The 20,806-nt window shown below is 42.7% G+C and carries 15 protein-coding genes and 1 tRNA gene; 10 read left to right on the top strand and 6 right to left on the bottom strand.

From position 1 onward, the window contains the following. Positions 1-22: 22 nt before the first annotated feature. The 7 genes from LZG71_RS24625 to LZG71_RS24595 all read left to right on the top strand — a co-directional run bounded on the left by LZG71_RS24625 (position 23) and on the right by LZG71_RS24595 (position 9,618). The gene (locus LZG71_RS24625) at positions 23-3,772 is read left to right on the top strand and encodes a hydantoinase B/oxoprolinase family protein (protein ID WP_233824967.1); all 3,750 of its coding nucleotides are present in this window, start codon (positions 23-25) and stop codon (positions 3,770-3,772) included. Between the two features lie 305 nt (positions 3,773-4,077). Continuing rightward, the gene (locus LZG71_RS24620; protein ID WP_233824965.1) at positions 4,078-5,238 is read left to right on the top strand and encodes an NRAMP family divalent metal transporter; all 1,161 of its coding nucleotides are present in this window, start codon (positions 4,078-4,080) and stop codon (positions 5,236-5,238) included. A gap of 15 nt (positions 5,239-5,253) precedes the next feature. After that, positions 5,254-6,828, top strand: coding sequence for a glycoside hydrolase (locus tag LZG71_RS24615; protein ID WP_233824963.1), 1,575 nt, complete (start codon positions 5,254-5,256; stop codon positions 6,826-6,828). A gap of 19 nt (positions 6,829-6,847) precedes the next feature. Continuing rightward, positions 6,848-8,230 carry an aminopeptidase P family protein gene (locus tag LZG71_RS24610; RefSeq protein WP_233824961.1) on the top strand — a complete coding sequence of 461 codons (1,383 nt, stop codon included), beginning with the start codon at positions 6,848-6,850 and terminating at the stop codon, positions 8,228-8,230. Positions 8,231-8,329: 99 nt separating this feature from the next. Beyond that, positions 8,330-8,551 (top strand): hypothetical protein, encoded by a 222-nt coding sequence (locus LZG71_RS24605; RefSeq protein ID WP_233824959.1) that lies wholly within the window; start codon positions 8,330-8,332, stop codon positions 8,549-8,551. Between the two features lie 2 nt (positions 8,552-8,553). Further along, on the top strand, positions 8,554-9,336 hold the full coding sequence (locus tag LZG71_RS24600; protein ID WP_233824957.1) for a hypothetical protein: 783 nt from the start codon (positions 8,554-8,556) through the stop codon (positions 9,334-9,336). A gap of 81 nt (positions 9,337-9,417) precedes the next feature. Next, positions 9,418-9,618, top strand: coding sequence for a DUF4177 domain-containing protein (locus LZG71_RS24595; protein WP_233824956.1), 201 nt, complete (start codon positions 9,418-9,420; stop codon positions 9,616-9,618). A 145-nt stretch (positions 9,619-9,763) separates the two neighbouring features. On the opposite strand, the gene LZG71_RS24590 is transcribed toward LZG71_RS24595, so the two are convergent. Beyond that, positions 9,764-11,317 (bottom strand): M20/M25/M40 family metallo-hydrolase, encoded by a 1,554-nt coding sequence (locus LZG71_RS24590; protein ID WP_233824954.1) that lies wholly within the window; start codon positions 11,315-11,317, stop codon positions 9,764-9,766. A 330-nt stretch (positions 11,318-11,647) separates the two neighbouring features. Between LZG71_RS24590 and LZG71_RS24585 the strand changes: the two genes are divergently transcribed. The 3 genes from LZG71_RS24585 (at position 11,648) to LZG71_RS24575 (ending at position 13,466) form a co-directional block, all read left to right on the top strand. Next, positions 11,648-11,950, top strand: a complete 303-nt coding sequence (locus tag LZG71_RS24585; protein WP_233824952.1) for a hypothetical protein — start codon at positions 11,648-11,650, stop codon at positions 11,948-11,950. 59 nt (positions 11,951-12,009) lie between these two features. After that, a complete protein-coding gene (locus LZG71_RS24580) occupies positions 12,010-12,246 on the top strand; it encodes a hypothetical protein (protein WP_233824950.1) in 237 nt (78 codons plus the stop codon). Between the two features lie 113 nt (positions 12,247-12,359). Then, the gene (locus LZG71_RS24575) at positions 12,360-13,466 is read left to right on the top strand and encodes a Fic family protein (protein WP_233824948.1); all 1,107 of its coding nucleotides are present in this window, start codon (positions 12,360-12,362) and stop codon (positions 13,464-13,466) included. 30 nt (positions 13,467-13,496) lie between these two features. Here LZG71_RS24575 and LZG71_RS24570 read toward each other — a convergent pair. The 5 genes from LZG71_RS24570 to LZG71_RS24550 all read right to left on the bottom strand — a co-directional run bounded on the left by LZG71_RS24570 (position 13,497) and on the right by LZG71_RS24550 (position 20,409). Beyond that, positions 13,497-13,570 (bottom strand) — tRNA-Pro (locus tag LZG71_RS24570). A 90-nt stretch (positions 13,571-13,660) separates the two neighbouring features. Beyond that, positions 13,661-17,092: an efflux RND transporter permease subunit gene (locus LZG71_RS24565; RefSeq protein WP_233824947.1), complete on the bottom strand. Its 3,432-nt coding sequence runs from the start codon at positions 17,090-17,092 to the stop codon at positions 13,661-13,663. A gap of 93 nt (positions 17,093-17,185) precedes the next feature. Then, a complete protein-coding gene (locus tag LZG71_RS24560) occupies positions 17,186-18,319 on the bottom strand; it encodes an efflux RND transporter periplasmic adaptor subunit (protein ID WP_233824945.1) in 1,134 nt (377 codons plus the stop codon). 109 nt (positions 18,320-18,428) lie between these two features. Continuing rightward, positions 18,429-19,793, bottom strand: a complete 1,365-nt coding sequence (locus LZG71_RS24555; protein ID WP_233824943.1) for a TolC family protein — start codon at positions 19,791-19,793, stop codon at positions 18,429-18,431. Further along, the gene (locus LZG71_RS24550) at positions 19,783-20,409 is read right to left on the bottom strand and encodes a TetR/AcrR family transcriptional regulator (RefSeq protein ID WP_233824941.1); all 627 of its coding nucleotides are present in this window, start codon (positions 20,407-20,409) and stop codon (positions 19,783-19,785) included. The genes LZG71_RS24555 and LZG71_RS24550 overlap by 11 nt, the downstream gene beginning before the upstream one ends. Positions 20,410-20,806: the final 397 nt, after the last annotated feature.

The following is a 20,806-nucleotide window of genomic DNA, read 5'->3' as shown; positions in this document are numbered from 1 at the left end:
TGTAATCGTTATTCCAAATAACTTGGCAACTTCTAGCAATCCAAACTGGAAAATAAATATTGATACCGGAGGTACCTTCACCGACTGCCTCGCAACAGCTCCTTCCGGGGAAACACTGCGTATCAAAGTACTTAGCTCCTCCCGTCTAAGGGGAAGGGTTACTGAAAAAGCAGCTCCGTTTATTTTCAGATTTGAAGCGCCCTGGTTACACGAAAGCAGCGTTCTTGCTGGCTATCATTTGCAGATTAATGGCGTTACAGCAAAGTTGTGCTCCATAGATTATGGCAACAGTACACTTACTGCTGACACGGATTTAGACTTCGCAGAAGCGACGGATTTTGAGCTTTACGCCAATGAAGAAGCGCCTGTACTGGCTGCAAGACTATTGACAAAAACAGCACTCAACGAACCACTTCCTCCCATAGACATGCGGCTCGGAACGACCAGGGGAACCAACGCTTTACTTGAAAGAAAAGGTGCAAAAACCCTGCTCGTTGTGACAAAAGGATTTAAAGATCTGGTTTACATAGGCAACCAGCAAAGGCCTTCGCTGTTTCAACTCAATATTCCCGAACCCCGTGTATTGTATTGCGATGTGCTGGAAATTGACGAAAGACTTGATGCCGACGGGAACACGATACAGCAATTAGACATACCTGAACTTGATGCAATAGATTTCCAGTCTGTCGCGGTTTCTTTATTGCATTCCTATAAATCTGACGAACACGAAATATCAGTTGCAGATGCTTTCAAACAAGCCGGTTCAAAATATGTATCTACATCAGCCAGTCTTTTTCCGTTCTCTCATTATCTGAGAAGGACCCAGACTGCTATTGTAAATGCTTATCTGGATCCGGTTTTGGATACATATCTGTCCAACATAAAAAATACATTGCAAGCCGGTAGTCTGAAAATCATGACCAGCACCGGCAGTCTTGCCGAGCTTGCCGGATTTCGTGCAAAGGATAGTCTGCTCAGCGGACCGGCCGGCGGAATGGTTGCGGCTGCAAACAAAGCCAGACAACTCGGTATTGAGAAAGTGCTCACTTTCGATATGGGCGGAACCAGCACCGATGTAGCAAGAATCGACGGCGAACCGGAGTTGAAATACATTACAGAAATTGATGGCATCGAGTTTCACAACCCAACGCTGGCCATTGAAACAGTGGCCGCAGGGGGCGGATCTGTTTGCTGGTTTGATGGTTTCACTTTGCAAGTAGGACCTGAAAGTGCAGGCGCTTCCCCCGGACCGGCCTGTTATGGAGCCGGTGGTCCGCTTACGATCACCGATGTAAATTTTTTATTGGGGAAACTCGATCCCGCCAAATTCGGAATACCAATCAGAATAGATAAGGCGATTGAAGCACTGGAAAAACTGGTACTTAAAATTGAAACTTCAACAGGTAATTCACTGACCGGCTACGAAATACTAACTGGTCTGGAACGCATTGCCAATGAGAAAATGGCGGATGCGATACGTAAAATATCCGTTGAAAAAGGCATTAGTCCCGAGGAATATGCATTAATCACTTTCGGAGGTGCGGGAGGTTTGCACAGTTGCCAGCTCGCCGATTTACTCGATATCAAAAATGTGATCATTCCCTACGATGCAGGGCTTTTCAGTGCAGTCGGTATTGGCGAATCACTGGTGAGCACGATCGTATCCAAACAAGTTTTACAACCCTGGGAAAACGCCAAAGCACAAGTTGAAAATTGGAATGAGGAACTGATCATTCAGGCAAAAAATATATTATTTCAACAGAAAATCAAAGATTACGAGATTGCGTTTTGTTCGGTTTTTCTTCGTTTTACAGGACAGGAAAATGCGATTGATGTAGCATGGCAGGGAGCTAAAACAATCGACCGCTTTCGTGAGCTATATAGCAATCAGTTTGGTTATTATCCTGAAAACATTCCCGTTGAACTGGAAAGTATCAAGATTAAAGTTCAGGAAAAAGCACAAGTTCAGCCTGTAAATCCTCAGTTGCGGTCTGGCGATCCGGCAGCTCCTATACGTAAGATCCAACCCGAGTTTTCAGCTGATAAAACCAGTGTAAATATTTATGAATGGGATGCTCTAAAATCCGGTGATCGTATCAATGGTCCGTCGATTTTGCTGAACAATACTTCCACTGTTTTCATACCCGATAATTGGGAATTGATCATCCAGTCGAATAAAGACGCTTCCGCATTCAATCTGGCACAAAGCGGCAGCCACATTACGGAGGATAAAGAAGAGGTTGCATTGCAGCTTTTCACCAATCGGTTTGAGGCAATTGCCGAAGAAATGGGCGCGCAATTACAACGGACAGCATTTTCGGTGAATGTGAAGGAACGACTCGATTTTTCCTGCGCATTACTGGATTCAGAAGGCGATCTTCTGGTCAATGCACAGCACATTCCCGTACATCTGGGTAGCATGGGAATATGCGGCAGGCTTGTATTGGACGCCATTGAAATTGGTCCGGGAGATGTTGTCATCACCAATCATCCCAAATACGGAGGTTCACATTTGCCTGATGTTACATTACTTTCAGGTGTTTTTACCAATGAAGGGGAATGTTTGGGATACGTAATCAACCGGGCACATCATGCCGAAATTGGTGGAAAAACACCCGGCTCCATGCCGCCGGATGCGACTTGTCTTGCAGAAGAAGGTGTTGTGATCCTGCCTCAATATCTGGTTAAAAACGGTGAATTTCAATGGGAGAATCTGAACCAGCTTTTCACTGAGGCATCTTATCCGACAAGGAACTTCATGTCTAATGAAGCCGATATATTGGCAGCATTGTCGGCGCTGAGGAAAGGAAGTGAACAGCTACTGAAACTTGCAGAAACGCATGGATCTTCAACCATAAAAAAATACATGAACTTGCTAAAAGCAAGTGCCGCTTCGCAGTTGAAAACAACCCTGTTACCGCTTCGTGGCAAAACATTCCATGCAGTAGAATTTCTGGATGATGATCACCGGATTCAGGTTTCGGTTTCTATTAATGACAACAAGCAAATCTTTGATTTTACAGGAACCTCGCCTGTGCATCCGAATAATCTGAATGCCAATATTTCCATTCTGCACAGTGCCATTCTATATGTTTTAAGACTTTTGGTAAACAAAAAAATACCGCTGAACGATGGTTTGATGAAGCATGTAGAAATCATTTTGCCGGAGAACAGCTTTCTGCATCCTCAGTTTTCCGACGATCCGTTACTTTGTCCGGCCGTGGTTGGTGGTAACACCGAAGTAAGCCAGCGTTTAGTAGATACTTTGCTTAAAGCATTTGAGCTTGCCGCTTGCAGCCAGGGAACGATGAATAACTTCCTGTTCGGCAATAAAGCTTTCGGGTATTACGAAACCATAGGAGGCGGAACGGGCGCCGGTGTCGATTTCAACGGACGATCAGCCGTTCACCAGCATATGACCAACACCCGCATCACCGATCCCGAACAACTCGAACGCAAATATCCTGTGCGTTTGCTCGAATTCGGAATCAGGAAAAATTCTGGTGGAAAGGGCAAGTACAAAGGTGGTGATGGTATCACACGAAAGGTCCAATTTCTGGAAAACTTGCAGGTGACGTTGTTGGGTCAGCACCGAAAATATGAACCATATGGCCTGGAAGGCGGCGAGAACGGCAAATGCGGTGAACATACTTTACAGACGAACGGAACGACATTGAAGCTGCCTGGTATATGTAGTTTTGAAGCACAAGTCGGTGATGTATTGCTAATAGAAACTCCGGGCGGCGGAGGGTTTGGATTAAATGAAAGTTGAGGAAACAAAAATTACACAGAGAGCCACAGAGATAAAAAGAGCGGACGCCGCGCGGGTTCACAGAGGAAAATTTGAAGCTCTTGTCCGTGAGTCTCTTTTTAACCACCACGAAACTCTGTGTTATGAAATGAAAAATGATTAAACAAAAATTACACAGAGATTCACAGAGTTAAAAAGAGGGGACGCCGTGCGGGTTCACAGAGGATAATTTTTCTCTAAGTCTCCCTTCATAAACTCCGTGTATCTCTTCAAACCTCCGTGAAACTCTGTGTCCCATTTCACTTTGTGTCCCATTTTAAAAATATATGGCTAAATCTACTTCTAAAACCTTGCTCGGTGCTGCCTTCCTGATGGCTACTTCGGCTGTTGGGCCTGGGTTTCTTACGCAGACCACCGTGTTTACCCAGCAGCTCACGACCAGCTTTGGCTTCATCATCCTGATCTCAATCCTGATCGACCTCTGCGTTCAGTACAACATATGGCAAATTATAACCGTGTCCGGAAAACATGCACAGGATCTTGCCAATGCGCTATTCCCGGGTTTGGGTTACCTGCTCGCATGCCTGATCGTGATCGGTGGACTTGCTTTCAACATCGGTAATGTAGCAGGAGCTGGTCTTGGTATAGAAGCTATGACAGGTATTCCGGTACATGTGGGGGCAATTGGCAGCGCAGCCATGGCAATTGGTGTTTTTCTATTCAAAGAAGCAGGAAAAGCGATGGACAGCTTTGCCAAAATCCTTGGACTACTCATGATCGCCCTCATTTTGTATGTTGCATTCACATCGCATCCGCCTTTGGCAGCTGCTGTCCATCACACTTTTTTACCGGAACAGTTTGATCCCATTGCCACGCTGACCCTCGTTGGTGGTACAGTGGGTGGATACATCTCTTTTGCAGGGGCACACCGTCTCCTTGACTCAGGCATTTCGGGAGAGGCAGCATTACCGCAGGTAAACAGAAGCGCGTCCACAGGAATTTTACTTACCGCATCCATACGCTACCTCCTTTTTTTGGCAACGCTGGGTATCATCATGACAGGCGCAGTCATCAATCCCGAAAATCCTACTGCTTCTGTCTTTGAAAGTGCGGCTGGCTCATTCGGCAGACAAATGTTCGGACTCATGATCTGGTGCGCAGCGATTACCTCGGTAGTTGGGGCAGCTTATACATCCATTTCGTTCCTTCGCTCATTCCATCCGCTTCTTGAAAAATACCACACATACCTCACCATTCTGTTTATTCTGATCTCAACTGTTGTATTTCTAGCCGTTGGGAAACCTGTTAAAGTGTTAATTTTTGTAGGAACGCTCAACGGATTTGTGCTCCCGGTTGCTCTCTCCATCCTATTGGTTGTGAGCAGAAAATCCAGACTAATGGGGAATTACAAACATCCGGTATTACTACAAATTGCAGGTTGGGCAGTTGTGCTCATACTGATAGCCATGGGAATCAATTTATTTTAAATCAACGTTTTAATTATGCTTAAATACTTCAAAACCTGCCTTTTTATATTCTTACCCATAATTTCATTTGCACAAAAAAGCAAACCACTTACTGTAAAGATAGACGTCCAAAAACAAGCACAACGCATCGACAATTTTGGTGCAGCCGGGGCATGGTTTTCGGAGGGAATTGGCAAAAACTGGCCAGCTCACAATCGTGAACAAATGGCGGAATGGCTTTTCAGCAAAGAATTGGATAGCAACAACAATCCGAAAGGAATCGGCTTATCAGCGTGGCGCTTCAATATTGGCGGAGGAACAGCAGAACAGGGCGATAACAGCGGTATTTCCGATTTCAGAAAACGTGTGGAAAGCTTTCTAAAACCCGACGGAACATACGACTGGACCAAACAATCGGGCTACTTATGGTTTACTAGGAAAGCGAAGGAATATGGTGTCGAAAATCTGATCGCGTTCTCCAATACGCCCCCGGTTTTTTTCAACAAAAATGGTCTTGGCTACAAAACAGATAAAGATTACGTATCCAATTTAAAGCCGGAAAACTATGGAAAATATGCCGGATTTCTTGCCACTGTGTTGAAACACTTTGACCAGGAAGGTTTGCATTTCAATTATATCAGCCCTGTAAACGAACCGCAATGGGACTGGTCGCACAGCCCGGGTACACCAGCCAAACAAGAAGGAACCCCATGGCGAAATGCGGAAATCGCAAAAGTCGTTTTGGCTCTGGACAGTGCATTGACCGCTACGCAATCATCCTCCAAAATACTGATTACCGAGGCCGCCCAGCTGGATTATATGTACGGCGCCAAAGGAGGTGCATCACGACAGATTCAGGCCTTCTTTGATAAAAACAGCCCTTTATATCTTGGTAAAACCAAAAATATGCCTTCCATTATAGGCGGCCACAGCTACTTCACCGACAAAGGAGACAGCAGCCGGATCGCCATCAGGAAACACGTTGCAGATACCACAGCAAAGTATGGTCTAACATTCTGGCAAAGCGAATATTCCATGCTCGCGGACGGTTATAAAGAAGGAAAAACAGGGAAGATTCCGGCAATCGATTGTGCGCTGTTTCTTTCCAAAGTGATTCATGATGACATTGTATATGGCAATGCTGCTGCGTGGCAGCTCTGGAATAGCTGGGAACCCGGCAGTGCAGATTTTGATACAAGATATTATGTGATCGCTTTAAAGCCAGATAATAAGGAATACACAAACGGGACCGTTACGGCAACGAAAAATCTTTGGGCGTTGGGGCATTACAGTCGGTTTGTACGTCCCGGAATGAATCGGTTGCAGGTATCAAGAAATGACAATCTATCTCCGATTCAAATTGCGCAGGATCTGATGGTGACAGCGTACACAAACGAAAAACAAATTGTATTGGTAGTGATTAATTATACCTCCGAACCCCGAACTTTGAAGCCGGAAATCAGCAATGCCAAATTTCAAACCAACTTTGACCAATACCTGACAACGGCAGACAAGGATGTAAATATGAAGTTTAGTAAAGGGAAAAATCTTACAAAAGGTGTTGTTGTTCCGCCAAGATCGTTGGTTACGATCGTTGTAGATAAAAAGTAATTTTCAAAAGTTTATAAATATGTTTTCAAAAGAAACCTACATCCAAAGACGTAAGGAATTAAAACAAAAAGTAGGGAAAGGATTAATTCTTTTTCTGGGGAACGAAGAAACGGGAATGAACTACCGTGACAACGTGTATACTTTCAGACAGGATAGCAGCTTTTTATATTATTTCGGGCTCGATGTGGCTTCGCTTCATGCTGTGATTGATGTGGAGAACGATCAGGAAATTATTTTTGGTGACGAACTGACCATTGATGATATCGTATGGACGGGTCCGAAAGAACCGTTATCTGAAAAAGCTGCCAAGGCGGGTATTGTAAATGTAAAACCTTCGGGAGCTATTTCGAGATTTTTGAAAAACGCAAAATCCTTGGCTCAGACCATCCATTTCCTCCCTCCTTACCGTGGCGAGCATTACCTGAAATTGCAGGAATGGTTGCAGATAGCGCCTGCTGCCGCGGCAGAGCTTGCTTCGGTTTCGCTTATCAAGGCGATTGTTTCCATGCGTTCCTATAAATCTGCTGAGGAAATTGCTGAAATTGAAAAGGCAGTGAATACCTCTGTGGATATGCATTTGGAGTTCATGCGCATCACACTCCCGGGAATGACAGAAAAGCAAGTTGCAGGCCAGCTACAAAGTATGGCAATAGGACAAGGCGGAGACATATCCTACCCTATTATCCTGACTGTGAATGGGGAAATCCTGCATACACATACCCGTGACCTGATCATGCGCGATGGGCAACTTTCACTTTGCGATGCCGGAGCCGAAACAGCCATGCATTATTGCGGCGATCTCACACGCACAATCCCGACAGGCAAAAAGTTTACAACCCTGCAAAAGGAAATGTATGAGATTGTACTGAACGCAGAGGAATCGGCTATTGCGGCCGCCAAACCTGGCGTTTTGTTCAAAGATCTGCATACGCTTGCCTCAACCAAATTGCTCGAAGGATTGAAAGCAGTGGGCATCATCAAGGGCGATCCGGCTGAGGCTGTTGCGCATGACGTCCATACCTTGTTTTTCCAATGCGGACTGGGTCACATGATGGGGCTTGATGTGCACGACATGGAAAACCTGGGTGAACAATATGTAGGCTACACCGACGAGCTCAAAAAGGGAACAAGTTTCGGATGGAAATCGCTGCGCCTGGGACGTGCTTTGGAACCCGGTTTTGTGGTTACAGTCGAGCCGGGCTTATATTTTATCCCAACGCTGATTGACCGCTGGAAAGCAGAAAACAAACTCTCGCAGTTCATCAATTACAACAAACTCGAAAGCTTCCGCGATTTCACGGGTATCCGCATTGAAGATGATGTGGTAATTACCGAAGACGGACACAGAATACTTGGAAAAAAGCTGGCTAAAAGCGTGGCTGAAATTGAAGCTTTACGGTGATACGAGAAAAGTAGAGGTCATAAATTGTAAAAAATGACACAATCATGATGTATAGATGATCAATTCTAAGTCTTAAATCTTTTTTGTAACTTTATAATTATGAAAACAAGACCAGAAAAGCTTTCGAAGCATACTACGAAGGATGGCTATGAGTATCTTACCAAAAGAACATTGGTGAGTAAGGCTCAGAGCGCAGGAAAGATTGCGGCTAAAAATGCCATGAATATCATGGGTTACATTGTTACCGTGCAGGATGGTTGGGTTGTAAAACGTTATGAAGACGGTAAAATTGAACAACTTCAACAACTTGAACAATTGTAGATTTGGTTGATAATATCCCTTCAAACTCTCAGTTACGCTTACGTGTATTTGCCGGTCCGAATGGGTCAGGTAAAAGCACCGTCATCAAGTCTATTCGGGAAACCGTCATTAATAACCGGAATCTGGATTTTGGCACATATATCAATGCAGACGACATTACAGTAGCCTTAAATGAAAAACGTTTTTCATTTAAGGCTTACAAATTAAAACCCAAAAAAGAAGACATAGTCAAATTTGCCGAATCGTCCGGTTTACTATCAACTCCAACTGATCTTCTTAATTTAACCAATTCTTTTGCGCTTAAAAACAGTAAAGTATTTTTATCTGACGGCTTCGAAGCAGATCGCCTTGCGCAAATTATAGCCCGCTTTTTAAGAGAAGAATTGCTCGTCTCAAGGCGTAGATTTTCTTTTGAAACGGTATTTTCTCATGAATCAAATCTTGATATCATGAAGAAAGCTGTGGAAGTCGGTTATAAGGTTTATTTATATTTTGTCTCAACAGAATCTCCGGAAATCAATAAATATCGAGTAAAATTAAGGGTAAAGCAAGGTGGACATACTGTGCCAGAAGATAAGATTGAGAGCAGATACTATCGTTCATTAGGTTTATTGAAAGAGGCGGCTGACATAGCTTATCAAGCATTCTTCTTTGATAATTCCATTGACAATCAACCTTACAAACTTGTTGGACATTTTAAAAAGATAGGTTCTCAAAAAAGGTGGGATAACATTGAAGATTCAGAGATTTCTAATTGGTTCAAAAAGTACTATCCCGGTGTTTAAGCCAAAGCCCAAATGATCAACTTGCTTTGTCTCACTAAATTTTAAATATTACAATTCCATTTAACCAATCCTATTACTGTTATGAAAGAATACAAAGTGGAGTCACTGATTTTTTATTCCAAAGTAACTCTTGATTCTGAACACATTGCAAAAAAATCAAAGGAAGACATACAGGTTAAACTGGACGAATATGCCGCGAATGGTTACAGGCTCGTGTCAACAAATTCGACCAACTTTGGCCTGGCGATTTATGTGCACTTGTATTTTGAGAAGGATATTTGATTTATCCCAAATGCGAAGAAATGATATTAAGTAAACAGTAAGAAGATCACAGTAGACACGACTGCTCTGCTTGATAGGCAAAAAAATGGCAACCGAACAGTACTTCACTGCATGGTTGCCATTTTTATGTAATCACGGAATTACACTACCGGCTCACGCCCGTTGCTGTACGTGGTTTAGGTAATTCTTTTCTTGGTATTTTCTGATCCAATTGTGCCGTGTTATACACAAAAGCGGCAACCACAACAGCCATTTGTTTCAAATCGTCCATAACCAGCCGCTCATAGGTATCCACGTTGGTATGATGCGTACGGGTATTGTATTCTATCCCGTCCTGAATAAACTGAAAGCCGGGCAATCCCACAGCATCAAAACTCTGGTGGTCAGTCCCACCTGTATTACGCGAAGTTACGGTTGGATGATCGATAATATCGACAAACGGAGCCAGCCATTTTTCGAAAGTTGAACGCGGACCTTCATTGCCTTGCAGATAAATACCACGAATACGCCCTGTTCCATTGTCAATGTTGTAATAAGCCGAAAGCTTCTCATGAGCAGGCAGCAATTTCATCGTCTGAGGATCTCCGAATGTATTTTTTACATAATTTCTCGAACCGTGTAATCCTTGTTCTTCACCTGACCAAAGAGCGATCCGTATGGTTCTTTTTGGTTTCAAACCAGCTGCCTGAATAATCCTTACAGCCTCCATCATCACCGTGCAACCCGCTGCATTATCCGTAGCTCCGGTTGCGCTATGCCATGAATCCAGGTGACCTCCAAGCATCACGATCTCATCTTTTAGTTTTGGATCGCTTCCGGGAATTTCCGCGATGACATTTCCTGTTTTCAGGTTTTTATCATAAAATGTAGTTTTAGATTCTGCTTCCAGCGTTACAGGAATACCACTTTCTACAAGTCGCGCAACAAGACCCGCATGCTCAGCCGCCAGCTCAAATGCCGGACCCGCAACCGGCGAATCGCCTTTGTAAGAAGCGCCATTACTGGTGAAGAATGTTCCATGTTTCCCGCTGCGGCCTGATAGCTCCAATTTGACATTTTGCGCTTTGAGTGTACTGTCAACCTTTCCGCGGAATGAACGTGCAGCCATTAACTTGGCCATTTGCTCAGGTGTAAAGTTGCTCTGGCCGAAAGGCTGGGAATTCGTCATTTTTTCCAGATCTTCTTCTGTGTAACGGGTTGCGTCAGGCTTAAAAGTTGGATCCGTGTCACTGGCACCTTTTACCAAAACAATTTTACCATTCAGGTTCCCGCCTGCATATTTTTTCAAATCCTCTTCATTCTGGATATTCACCACCACCACTTCGCCGGATACCGCACTTCCTGTTCCTGCCGTCCATGCTTTTGGAATGGCAATAAAAGGCATGTAATAGGGTTTCGTCATCGCCAGATAACTCTTTTCAACCTGCCATCCTTTTCCAAACTCACCCCATTCCTGAAGATTCGCATTTTTCAATCCCCATTCTGTCAACTGCTTTACCGACCAATCGGCCGCCCTTTGGAATCCCGGAGAATTAGTAAGTCTTGGTCCGGTAACGTCCGTGAGTTGGTGGGCGATTTGTGTCACTTTGGAATTTTCGAGCCCCTCTTTTCTAATTTTTGCAATAGCAGCAGGATCGGCTTCCTGTGCAAACAGAAATCCTGGATAAAGAAATAGTAAAGGGTAACAAATCCGTTTCATATAAGTCTGGTAATCGTTGAAATGAAATAATAAGCAAATGTAACTATTTTGAACTAATGGCACATACACCTATCAAAACGTTCAACAAATTAGATATTTACAAAATTAAATTTCGCACAATTAGCAAATAATACAATTTTAACAAAAGTTAGAACATTTACCCGGCAAACATTTTTTCTAGGTAAATTGACTCAGAAATAACTGAAATCACCGTGTAAAGATCTGCCAGCCGGTATCTGACACATCACCCGATTTTGGGTTTTTATTTCACGTAGGCATGAAATTTTAAGAATTAGCTTTGTAATAGCGATCATTTTAATACTTTGCAAAATGAACTCAGCTGAGCAAAAAGAATACGAACACGCGACTCCATCGGAAGATCAGATTGAGGAAACCATCCAAATGGTCTCCCGCAAATTACAGCATCCGATTACCAACCGGGACGAAAATATAGGCCTCAAGAACGGATATAGAGAAGCTATCAAGATCCTTGCCGGCAATATACGGTCTTATGACAAGATCGATCTGATGCTGGAAGCTGGATTACCGCTTTCCATTGCCGTAATGGCAGTTGACTATCTGAACGGAGAGTGCAGCCAAAAAGCACTGCTGGCAGTAGAACCTGCGAGGTAGATCACTTTAAGCCAAAGAGTACCAAATTTTGTAACAATTATAATCACCGGAACATCACTATGGGCAAGGGAAAAGACCTATTTGGACATTACAATGATCTTGGAAAAGAAAAAGGACCAGACAGCGAAGAATACAATTATGCCGGTGTTCTGTTTCAGGCATTATTGATTTTGGGAGAAAGAAAGACCTTTGAACTACTTGAAGAAGCTGATGTGACTGGCAAAAAATTGGCATTACAATATAGCGAAGCTACTCCTGACACCACTCCCACACCGTATGGAGTTACTTTAGTCTAACAGACTGAAATTCAAAACGTAACATCTCATAATGCCTTTAAAGAGCCGAATAAAAAACTTATTCGGCTCATATTTTTGTTATATTTGAGCCGAATAAATGAATTAATCGGCTCATGACATATAACTGGGAATTACCCGATTGGCCAAATTTCAGGTACTCGCTGAATGGCATAGAATCTCTGACATACCGGTTTGCACTGGAAACAGGTGAAATAAACGGCCTTCTAAAATCATTGCCTGAGCATATCAGGCAAGAGTTACTGCTGGAAATAATGCTTTTAGAAGCGATCAAAACCTCAAAAATAGAGGGCGAGTTTCTAAGCAGACAAGATGTTATGTCATCGATACGGAATAATCTGGGTCTGAATGTACCCCAGGAAAAAGTCAAGGACAAACAATCTCAGGGCATGGGAGAACTGATGGTTAGCCTAAGAACAACTTACCAAAAACCCTTGACTGCGGAACAGCTATTCATATGGCATGAAATGATTTTGGGCAGCTCATTGCATATCCGATCCGGACAATGGCGAACCGGAACAGAGCCGATGCAAATTATTTCCGGAAGCACCGGAAAAGAAAAAGTCCATTTTCAGGCACCTCCGTCATCGCAAGTTGTTTCTGAAATGGAAGCATTTATAAAATGGTTTAATGAAACCGCACCAGATGGCACCGCACTAATAGGCAGTGCTCTTGTACGTGCGGCAATAGTCCATTTATATTTCGAAACGATACACCCTTTTGAGGATGGCAATGGCAGAATAGGCAGAGCTCTGGCAGAAAAAGCCTTGGCGCAAACTTCCGGACAACCGCTGATGCTTAGTTTGTCAAGAACAATCGAAGCTGATAAGAAGTCCTACTATGAAGCTCTGGAAACAGCTCAAAAACACAACGAAATTTCCGCCTGGATTCAATATTTCTCCGAAGTAGTATTGAATGCACAAATTGCCAGCAAAAAACTGATTGATTTTACCTTACAGAAAACCAAAGTCTTCGATCAGTATGCCACTCAGCTAAACGAACGACAGATAAAAGTGACCAAAAAAATGCTTGAAGCCGGAGAAGACGGTTTTGAAGGAGGAATGTCGGCAAAAAAATACATGTCTATTGCCAAAACATCAAAGGCAACCGCGACACGTGATCTACAAAATTTGCTTGAAAATGGCGTGGTAAAAGTAGAAGGCGGTGGTCGAAGTGTAAGATATACTTTGGTATTGAAATAAAAAAGCCCGATCATTTCTGACCAGGCTTTGTCGGGATGACAGGATTTGAACCTGCGACCTCTTGCACCCCATGCAAGCACGCTACCGAGCTGCGCCACATCCCGTTATTTTCAAGGCTGCAAAGCTAACAATCTTTTTATAAAAGTATAAATGTCCCACACAAAAAGTCTGTGGGGACATTTATACTTGTCATGTTAAATACTTTCGTTTCTCCAATTTGGATTAATCACTTCCTGCTTTCCTTTACGGAACCATTTGTCTCTTATTCTCTCGTTCACATAATACATACACGGAACGAGCAAAAGTGTAAGTATGGTGGAGAAGGTAAGTCCCATAATGATGGTCCAGGCAAGGATATTCCAGAATACTGAACTGGCTCCGCCTGTAACAAAATTTGGCTCGAAGTATCTGAACAATCCAACAAAATCAAGCGTTAAACCGAATGCCAATGGTATCAGCCCAAGTACAGCTGCCGACGCGGTTAGTAGTACAGGAGTCAGACGGATCGCTCCTCCTTCAATGATGGCGTCACGCAATGGATAACCACGCTCACGAAGTTCGTCAATGAATTCAATGAGCAGAATCCCGTTTTTAACTACGATACCGGCAAGTGCTATAATACCAACCCCAGACATGATCACGGAGAAGGTTTTGTCGAAAATCACAAAGCCTAACAATACTCCGATCAATGAAAGTACGATGGTAAAGAATATGATAAGTGGCTTCACTACCGAGTTAAACTGTGTTGCAAGGATCAGATAGATCAGCAAAATAGCAGCTCCAAATGCACCTGTAAGGAAGTTCATAGATTCTGCCTGATCTTCCTGCTCTCCACCCATTTTCACCGTATATCCGCTTGGCACTTTCACATCAGTTAGTAAATCCTGTATCTGAGCTACAATTTCATTGGCATTAAATCCAGGCAATACATCTGAACTCAAAATCACAATCCGCTGCTGATCCTTACGATTGATCTGACTGAAAGTGGTAGTATATGAAATGTTAGCTACTGACGTAATCGGCACCTGACGTAGCGCTCCACCGGAGTTCATATCCCGGTATACGATATTCAAACTCAATAGTTTTTCGATCTGCTGACGGTCATCTTTTTTCAAACGAACCATGATCGGATACTCATCTTTGACGTCACGGAACTTGGAAACTTCCAGACCAAAAAGAGCTGTACGAATTGCCAGTGCAATTTGGGAAGAACTGATCCCTTCACGTTGTGCTTTCTCACGGTCAATATCGATGGTGATTTCAGGCTTGTTGGTCACCAAATCCGATTTCAACTGATCAATACCCTGTATTCCGGATTGCTGAACTTTCTGTAACAGATCTTTTTCAAGTGTCTGAAGTGTCTCAAATTCATCCCCCGAAATCTCGATTGAAATCGGCTTTCCGGTTGGAGGACCTGTACTTTCTCGTTCTACCGAAATTTCTGCTCCCGGTATTCCACTCACAGCATTACGCACTTTGGTAAGTAGCTCCTGTGTAGAGCGTCCGTCACGCGACTCACTCTTAACAAATGCCACAGTTACTTTGGATTTGTGTGGTGTAGCCGAACGGTCAGGGTTGTTAGGATCACCCGCATTTTTACCAACATTGGCAATAACCGAGTTCACGATGTTCATCGCTTTTTCATTTTTCAACACCGTGAAAACCCTTTTCTCAATAATCCTGGTTACCGAATCCGTTGTGAGTGCATCTGTACCAGCTGGCAGTTTGTTGTAAACATAAATGTAATCAGGATCTCCGCTTGGGAAGAAGGTTACTTCCGGCTTGGCAATACCGACAATCACAAAAGTGGCGAACAATAGCACCACCATGGATATAATAGCTGCAACCGGTCTGTAACCTTTAATCAGCCAGGTAATCAAACCTTTGTAATTGCGTTTAAGCGCCGGTAACAACCTGTCCTGGAAAGGAACCAATATTTTTGGCGTAAGTATGTAATGGTTAAATACATACAGACCCAGAAGAATCACGAAGAAATTACCAACACCGCGATCTATAAAATACCCTATTATAGCAATCACTCCCAGAATAATCATAGGGCGCATGATGGCTTTAATACTCGTATCATGTTTTTCTTTTTCATCCTCATGACGTCCCATAAACGACACTGCAAAAACGGGGTTGATCACGTAAGCCACGAAAAGAGATGACATCAAAGTAAGGATCAGCGTAAGTGGGAGGAATTTCATAAAGTCCCCCACAATACCTGGCCAGAACAACAACGGGAAGAACGGTGCAATGGTAGTGAGCGTACCAGAAAGTACGGGTACAAACACCTCGCCTGCTGCCGCTTTCACAGCCTGCTGGATCGTCCAGTCCTTGTGATTATTAAATAGCCTGTGCGTGTTTTCAATAACCACAATCGCATCATCCACCACCAGACCAATTCCCAGCAGGAAGGCAAAAAGAACAATGGTGTTCAAAGTGAATGCAGTGCCAATCAAAGGCCCTATCACAGGCATAAGCATAAAGGCAACCAGCGCCGACAAAGGTACCGACAGCCCGATAAAGATTGCATCACGGATACCCATGAAGAACATCAGAACCAATACCACGAAAATAAAACCGATGATAACCGTATTGATAAGCTCATGCAGATCTGCACGTGTACGCTCCGACTGATCGGCTGTGATACGAATATCCAGTCCGGATGGCAATTCGGTCTCTTTCATTTTATCAATAATCACTTCAATATCATCAGCTGCCTTCACCAGGTTGGAGCCGGCTCTTTTGATAACGTTGAGTGTAATTACAGATTTGTCATCCAGACGGGCAAAGTCAAGTTGTTCTTCGAAACTGTCTACAACCTCAGCCACATCACCAAGTCTTACCACGGCTCCGGTTGAGGTACGAATACGCAGATTGGACAGTTCAGTCATATCCAGGAATTCACCTTTCACGCGAAGCGTACGCCGAACTTTACCCACTTTAAGATCACCACCAGAAACGTTGATATTTTCACTTTGTACTGCCGACTGAATGTCATAGAAAGTGAGTCCGGTAGACTGCATACGTGGCAAATCCAGATTGATCTGAATTTCACGGTTCAATGCCCCAACAATATCCACACGGCTGATCTCGGGCATGGCTTCAATCGCATCCTGCATATCTTCCGCATATTCTTTCAACTGTTTCAGGGAGTAATTCCCCGCCAGGTTTATGTTCATGATCGGAAATTCCGAAAAGTTTACATCCTGAGCCGTAGGACCTGAATCCAGTTCCTGAGGTAAATCCTGTTTTGCTTTGTCAATCGCGTCCCTTACCCTCTGCAAGGCATCGGAAACCTCTACATCCGGCGTAAATTCTACCAGAATAACCGATACGTCCTGTAAAGCATTGGATTTGATGTGCTTAACACCATTGATCGATTTTAACTGCTTTTCAATGGGTTTATTAATTGTATTCTCCACATCCGCGGGAGCCGTACCAAAATACACCGTATTGATATAAATCTGGGGTATTTTGATATCCGGAAACTGCTCCTTAGGCAGGTTGTTGTATACCACAAAGCCTGTCAACGTGATGATAAACGTAAAGATGTAAATCGTCGTCCGATTCTCTACGCACCAGTTGGTAAAACTGAGGGTTTTATGATCTTCAAATTTCATGAGTATGCTAGCTGAAAGTGAATGTTTGTAAAGCGCCTGGCCAGGAAATATGATTTTCGCAAAATCCTATTTCCCGAACCCCATGCTCAAAGCTTAATACGAGATCGTTTGCCCATCAGCGACTTCCTGGTAACCAGTAGTGATGATTTGATCTCCCGCCTGTAAGCCTTCCGTAATTTCTATTTTACCATTGTAGATCAAACCTGTTTTAACCAGTTTCGATTTGGCAACTTTCTTGCTGCCCTCTTCCACGGCCACATATACAACCTGACCTTTTTCAGTTCCCTGAATAATATTCTGATCTACGATAAGTGTATTCTTTTTAGTAGCATCGTTAATCTGCACTTTGGCGATCATATTTGGCTTCAAAGAAGGATTTGAAGGAAGATTCGCTTCAATAGTAAACGTGCGGCTAAGCGGATCAACTGTTGTGCTCACGAAAGAAACCTTTGCAGTGTAGTCCTTTTGCAAGTCAGGGAAACTGATCAGAATTTCATCTCCGCGTTTCACACTGGCAGCGTAGGTATCAGAAACTTTTGCAACAACTTTAAGATTACCAAGATTTACAACCCTGAAAACCCCAACTCCCGGAGCTGCCGATTCTCCGATTTTGATATTAACCTGATCTACAACACCTGAAATTGGTGACACAATTTTGGATTGAGAAAGTTGAGCATTAAGCGTAGCCAGCTTTCTCTCAAGTCCTTCCTTATTGTTTTGTGCCTGCAGGAACTGAAGTTCGGTACCTATTTTCTGGTCCCAAAGATTTTTCTGTTTGTTATAAACCGTATTTGCCAGGGTTAGTGAGCTGTTGAGCTCTTCTATTGTTTCACGCAAAATACTGTCGTCAACTTTCGCCAGAACACTTCCTGCTTTCACCTGATCGCCTTCACGAACGTAAACGGCAGTAACCGAACCACCTGATTTTGGTGTTACCAAAACACTGTTTTTTGCATCAATAGATCCTTGAAGCTCTACATAATGGCTCAAAGTTCCGGCTGTAAGCGGCTGAACAGTAACAATTTTAATGTTCGTTTCTTCTCTTTTGGTAGTATCCAGTTTCGCTATTTCGGATTCAAGTGCCTTGATCTTTTTATCAGTCTCACTTTGTTCCGTTTTAAGCTTGGTAAGCTCTTCTCTTTTTCCTTCTAAACCTTCCTTTTTTTCACCAGAGCAGGCGGCAAGAAAAGCAGCTATTGTGGTTATTAATAAAATATGTCGTTTCATGATATTGATATGTAGTGTTATTTCCTAAATTCTTAATGCCGGGTCGCCGGTGCGATTAACGTGTTTGATTTCCAACTTAAAACCAGAAAATCAACCATTTCTTGTCCTGTTACTTTTCCGTGTAAAGCTCTCCTTTTGCCTTGCTCATATCCACTTTTGCAATCATCAGATCGTACAGTGCAGCGAAATAATTTGTTTGAGCTTCTTTGAAAGATGATTCCGCGTTGATCACCTCAATGTTGGAACCTACGCCTTCTTTGTATTTGATCTTGGAAACCCGAACAATTTCCTGCGCCAGATCCAGATTACGCTTTTGTGTTTCCAATGTTGCAAAAGCGTTTTTGATGTTAATTCCTGCCTGACTTGCTTCCAGATCAATGGATTGTTTCAACAAAGTCTGGCTGTTTTTGACTTTGTCCAGTGCAATTTTCTTTTGTTCAATCTGATAACGCTTGGTAAAACCATCGAAGATAGGAATGTTTAAATTCAGGCTTAGAACAGAATTGTTAAACCATTTGGTAGAGAAAAGATCTGTAAAGCTATTCCGTCCATTATTATGCCCATAACCTAATGACGCAGATGCGTTTGGCAAATATCCACTTCTGGTATTTTTTATATCCAGGTTTGCCAATTTTTCCTGCGTTTCGAGCAATGAAAATTCGATGCGGTTTGCATAACTCAAATCCCTCGATACCGTTTCTATTTTGAGTGCTTCAATGTCAACATCACTGATCTTGTCTTTCAAAGTAATGGGTTCGTCCAATGGAATAGACATCTGATACTTTAATAGTGCGTAGCTCAAATCAATCAAATTCTGCACTTTTTGGCGTTCTGTTCTCAGATTATTGATCTGAACTTCCAGGCGATTTACATCCAGTAGCTCCACGAAGCCACTTTCATTCATTGCTTTTGTTTCTCGCAAAAGCGTATCCACTCTTTCTATATTCAGGTCCAGAACCTTTGCTCGCTCTTCTGAAACCTGAGCGGAGTAATATGCTTTTGTAACAGATTCTGCCACTGTAACCTTGGATTGAACTACACTTTTACTGGCGAGTTCACGATATGTAGCAGCAGCTTTCAAGCCTACGAAGTATGAGCCATTGAAAATAAGTTGATTCACCGTTGCCGATACACTTCCTGAATATTTGATACCGAACGGAACGGCTGCCGTTGCGTCAGCTGGTGCAGTGGGATCAAAAATATTCGCTGGTAATATCATCTTTTGAATGATAAGATTGTCGACTACATTGAAGTTTGCAGATGCCTGCGGTAATCCTGCCGCACGTATTTCTCCGATTCGGGCTTCGGCAGAAACGGCGTCCAGCTGAGAATTTTTTACATTCAGATTATGCTTAATGGCATAATCAACGGCTTGCTCCAAGGTAAAATTTCCATCCTGAGCCCGCAATGGAGCAATACTCAGGCATACCGCAAGCATGAATAAACAGCTGCGTATTAATTGTTCATTTTTCATGGGTGTTAAATTCAATTACTGATTTATCTTTTATGGTGTTGTAATACTCAAAACCTTTTTCCGTCATAATCCCCCTCAAAAAATGATGTACAAACTGCATCTGTACGCGCATCATGTGAAATTTGTCGGGAGGAAATATGGATGGATCAAAGGCAATCTCAAATTCTTCTATGCGCAAAAGAGAAAGCACATCAACGTCAATATCGGGCCGGTAAAAACCCAGAGAAATCCCATGATACATATTGTCCCGTATCCCCTTTAAAATAAATTCGTGTTTGTAGGATTGAAATAATCCCCACGATTCGGGATAATACTTTTTAAGGTCATAAAGTAAGGCGGGATTCATATGCGCCATTGCTGTTCTCATCTGATCTGTCGCCTGGATCATCTGATCAATGGGATTGTCTGTCATTTCATCCAGCTGCTCCATGTCACATTGCTGTGAACTCAGCTCTTCCTGAATTACCACTTTTAAAATTGCTTCCTTATCGGAATAATGTTGGTAAATGGTTCTTTTGGAAATGCCCAGTTCTTTGGCAATATCATCCATGGTAACACTTTTGATGCCGTAGCGCCAAAAGAGATTTAATGCTGATTTTACGATTCTCTCTTTCACAAAGCAAAGTTGTAGTTTTCAAATGAAAAAAACTATGAAAACTTTCATTATGTTCAAAGTTTTCTAATAAGTTCAAAAAAAATGAAAACCACGCTAAATAGAAAAATACAATATTCAGCATAATATTATGATACACAATACTTTAAAAACATATACACGATGAACAGACAGGATTGATCACCATCACCCTTTCTAAGTTTTTACTTTATTTAAAAATTAGCAATTATAACTATATAAAGATTATATATTAATTCAGAAGACTAGACCAGCTCGAAAATTCACGCTCAGTTGTACACGATTACTTCCTAAAATTAGCGTAAATGCTGGCAGGCTGACAATCAAAAAAGGATGAGAAAGTGATTTCAAGGGATAAACGTATCGTTTTGAACGATAAACC

It is taken from the genome of Dyadobacter sp. CY312, assembly GCF_021390535.1.
Classification (GTDB): Bacteria; Bacteroidota; Bacteroidia; order Cytophagales; family Spirosomataceae; genus Dyadobacter.
This window is presented reverse-complemented; position numbering and strand designations above follow the sequence as displayed.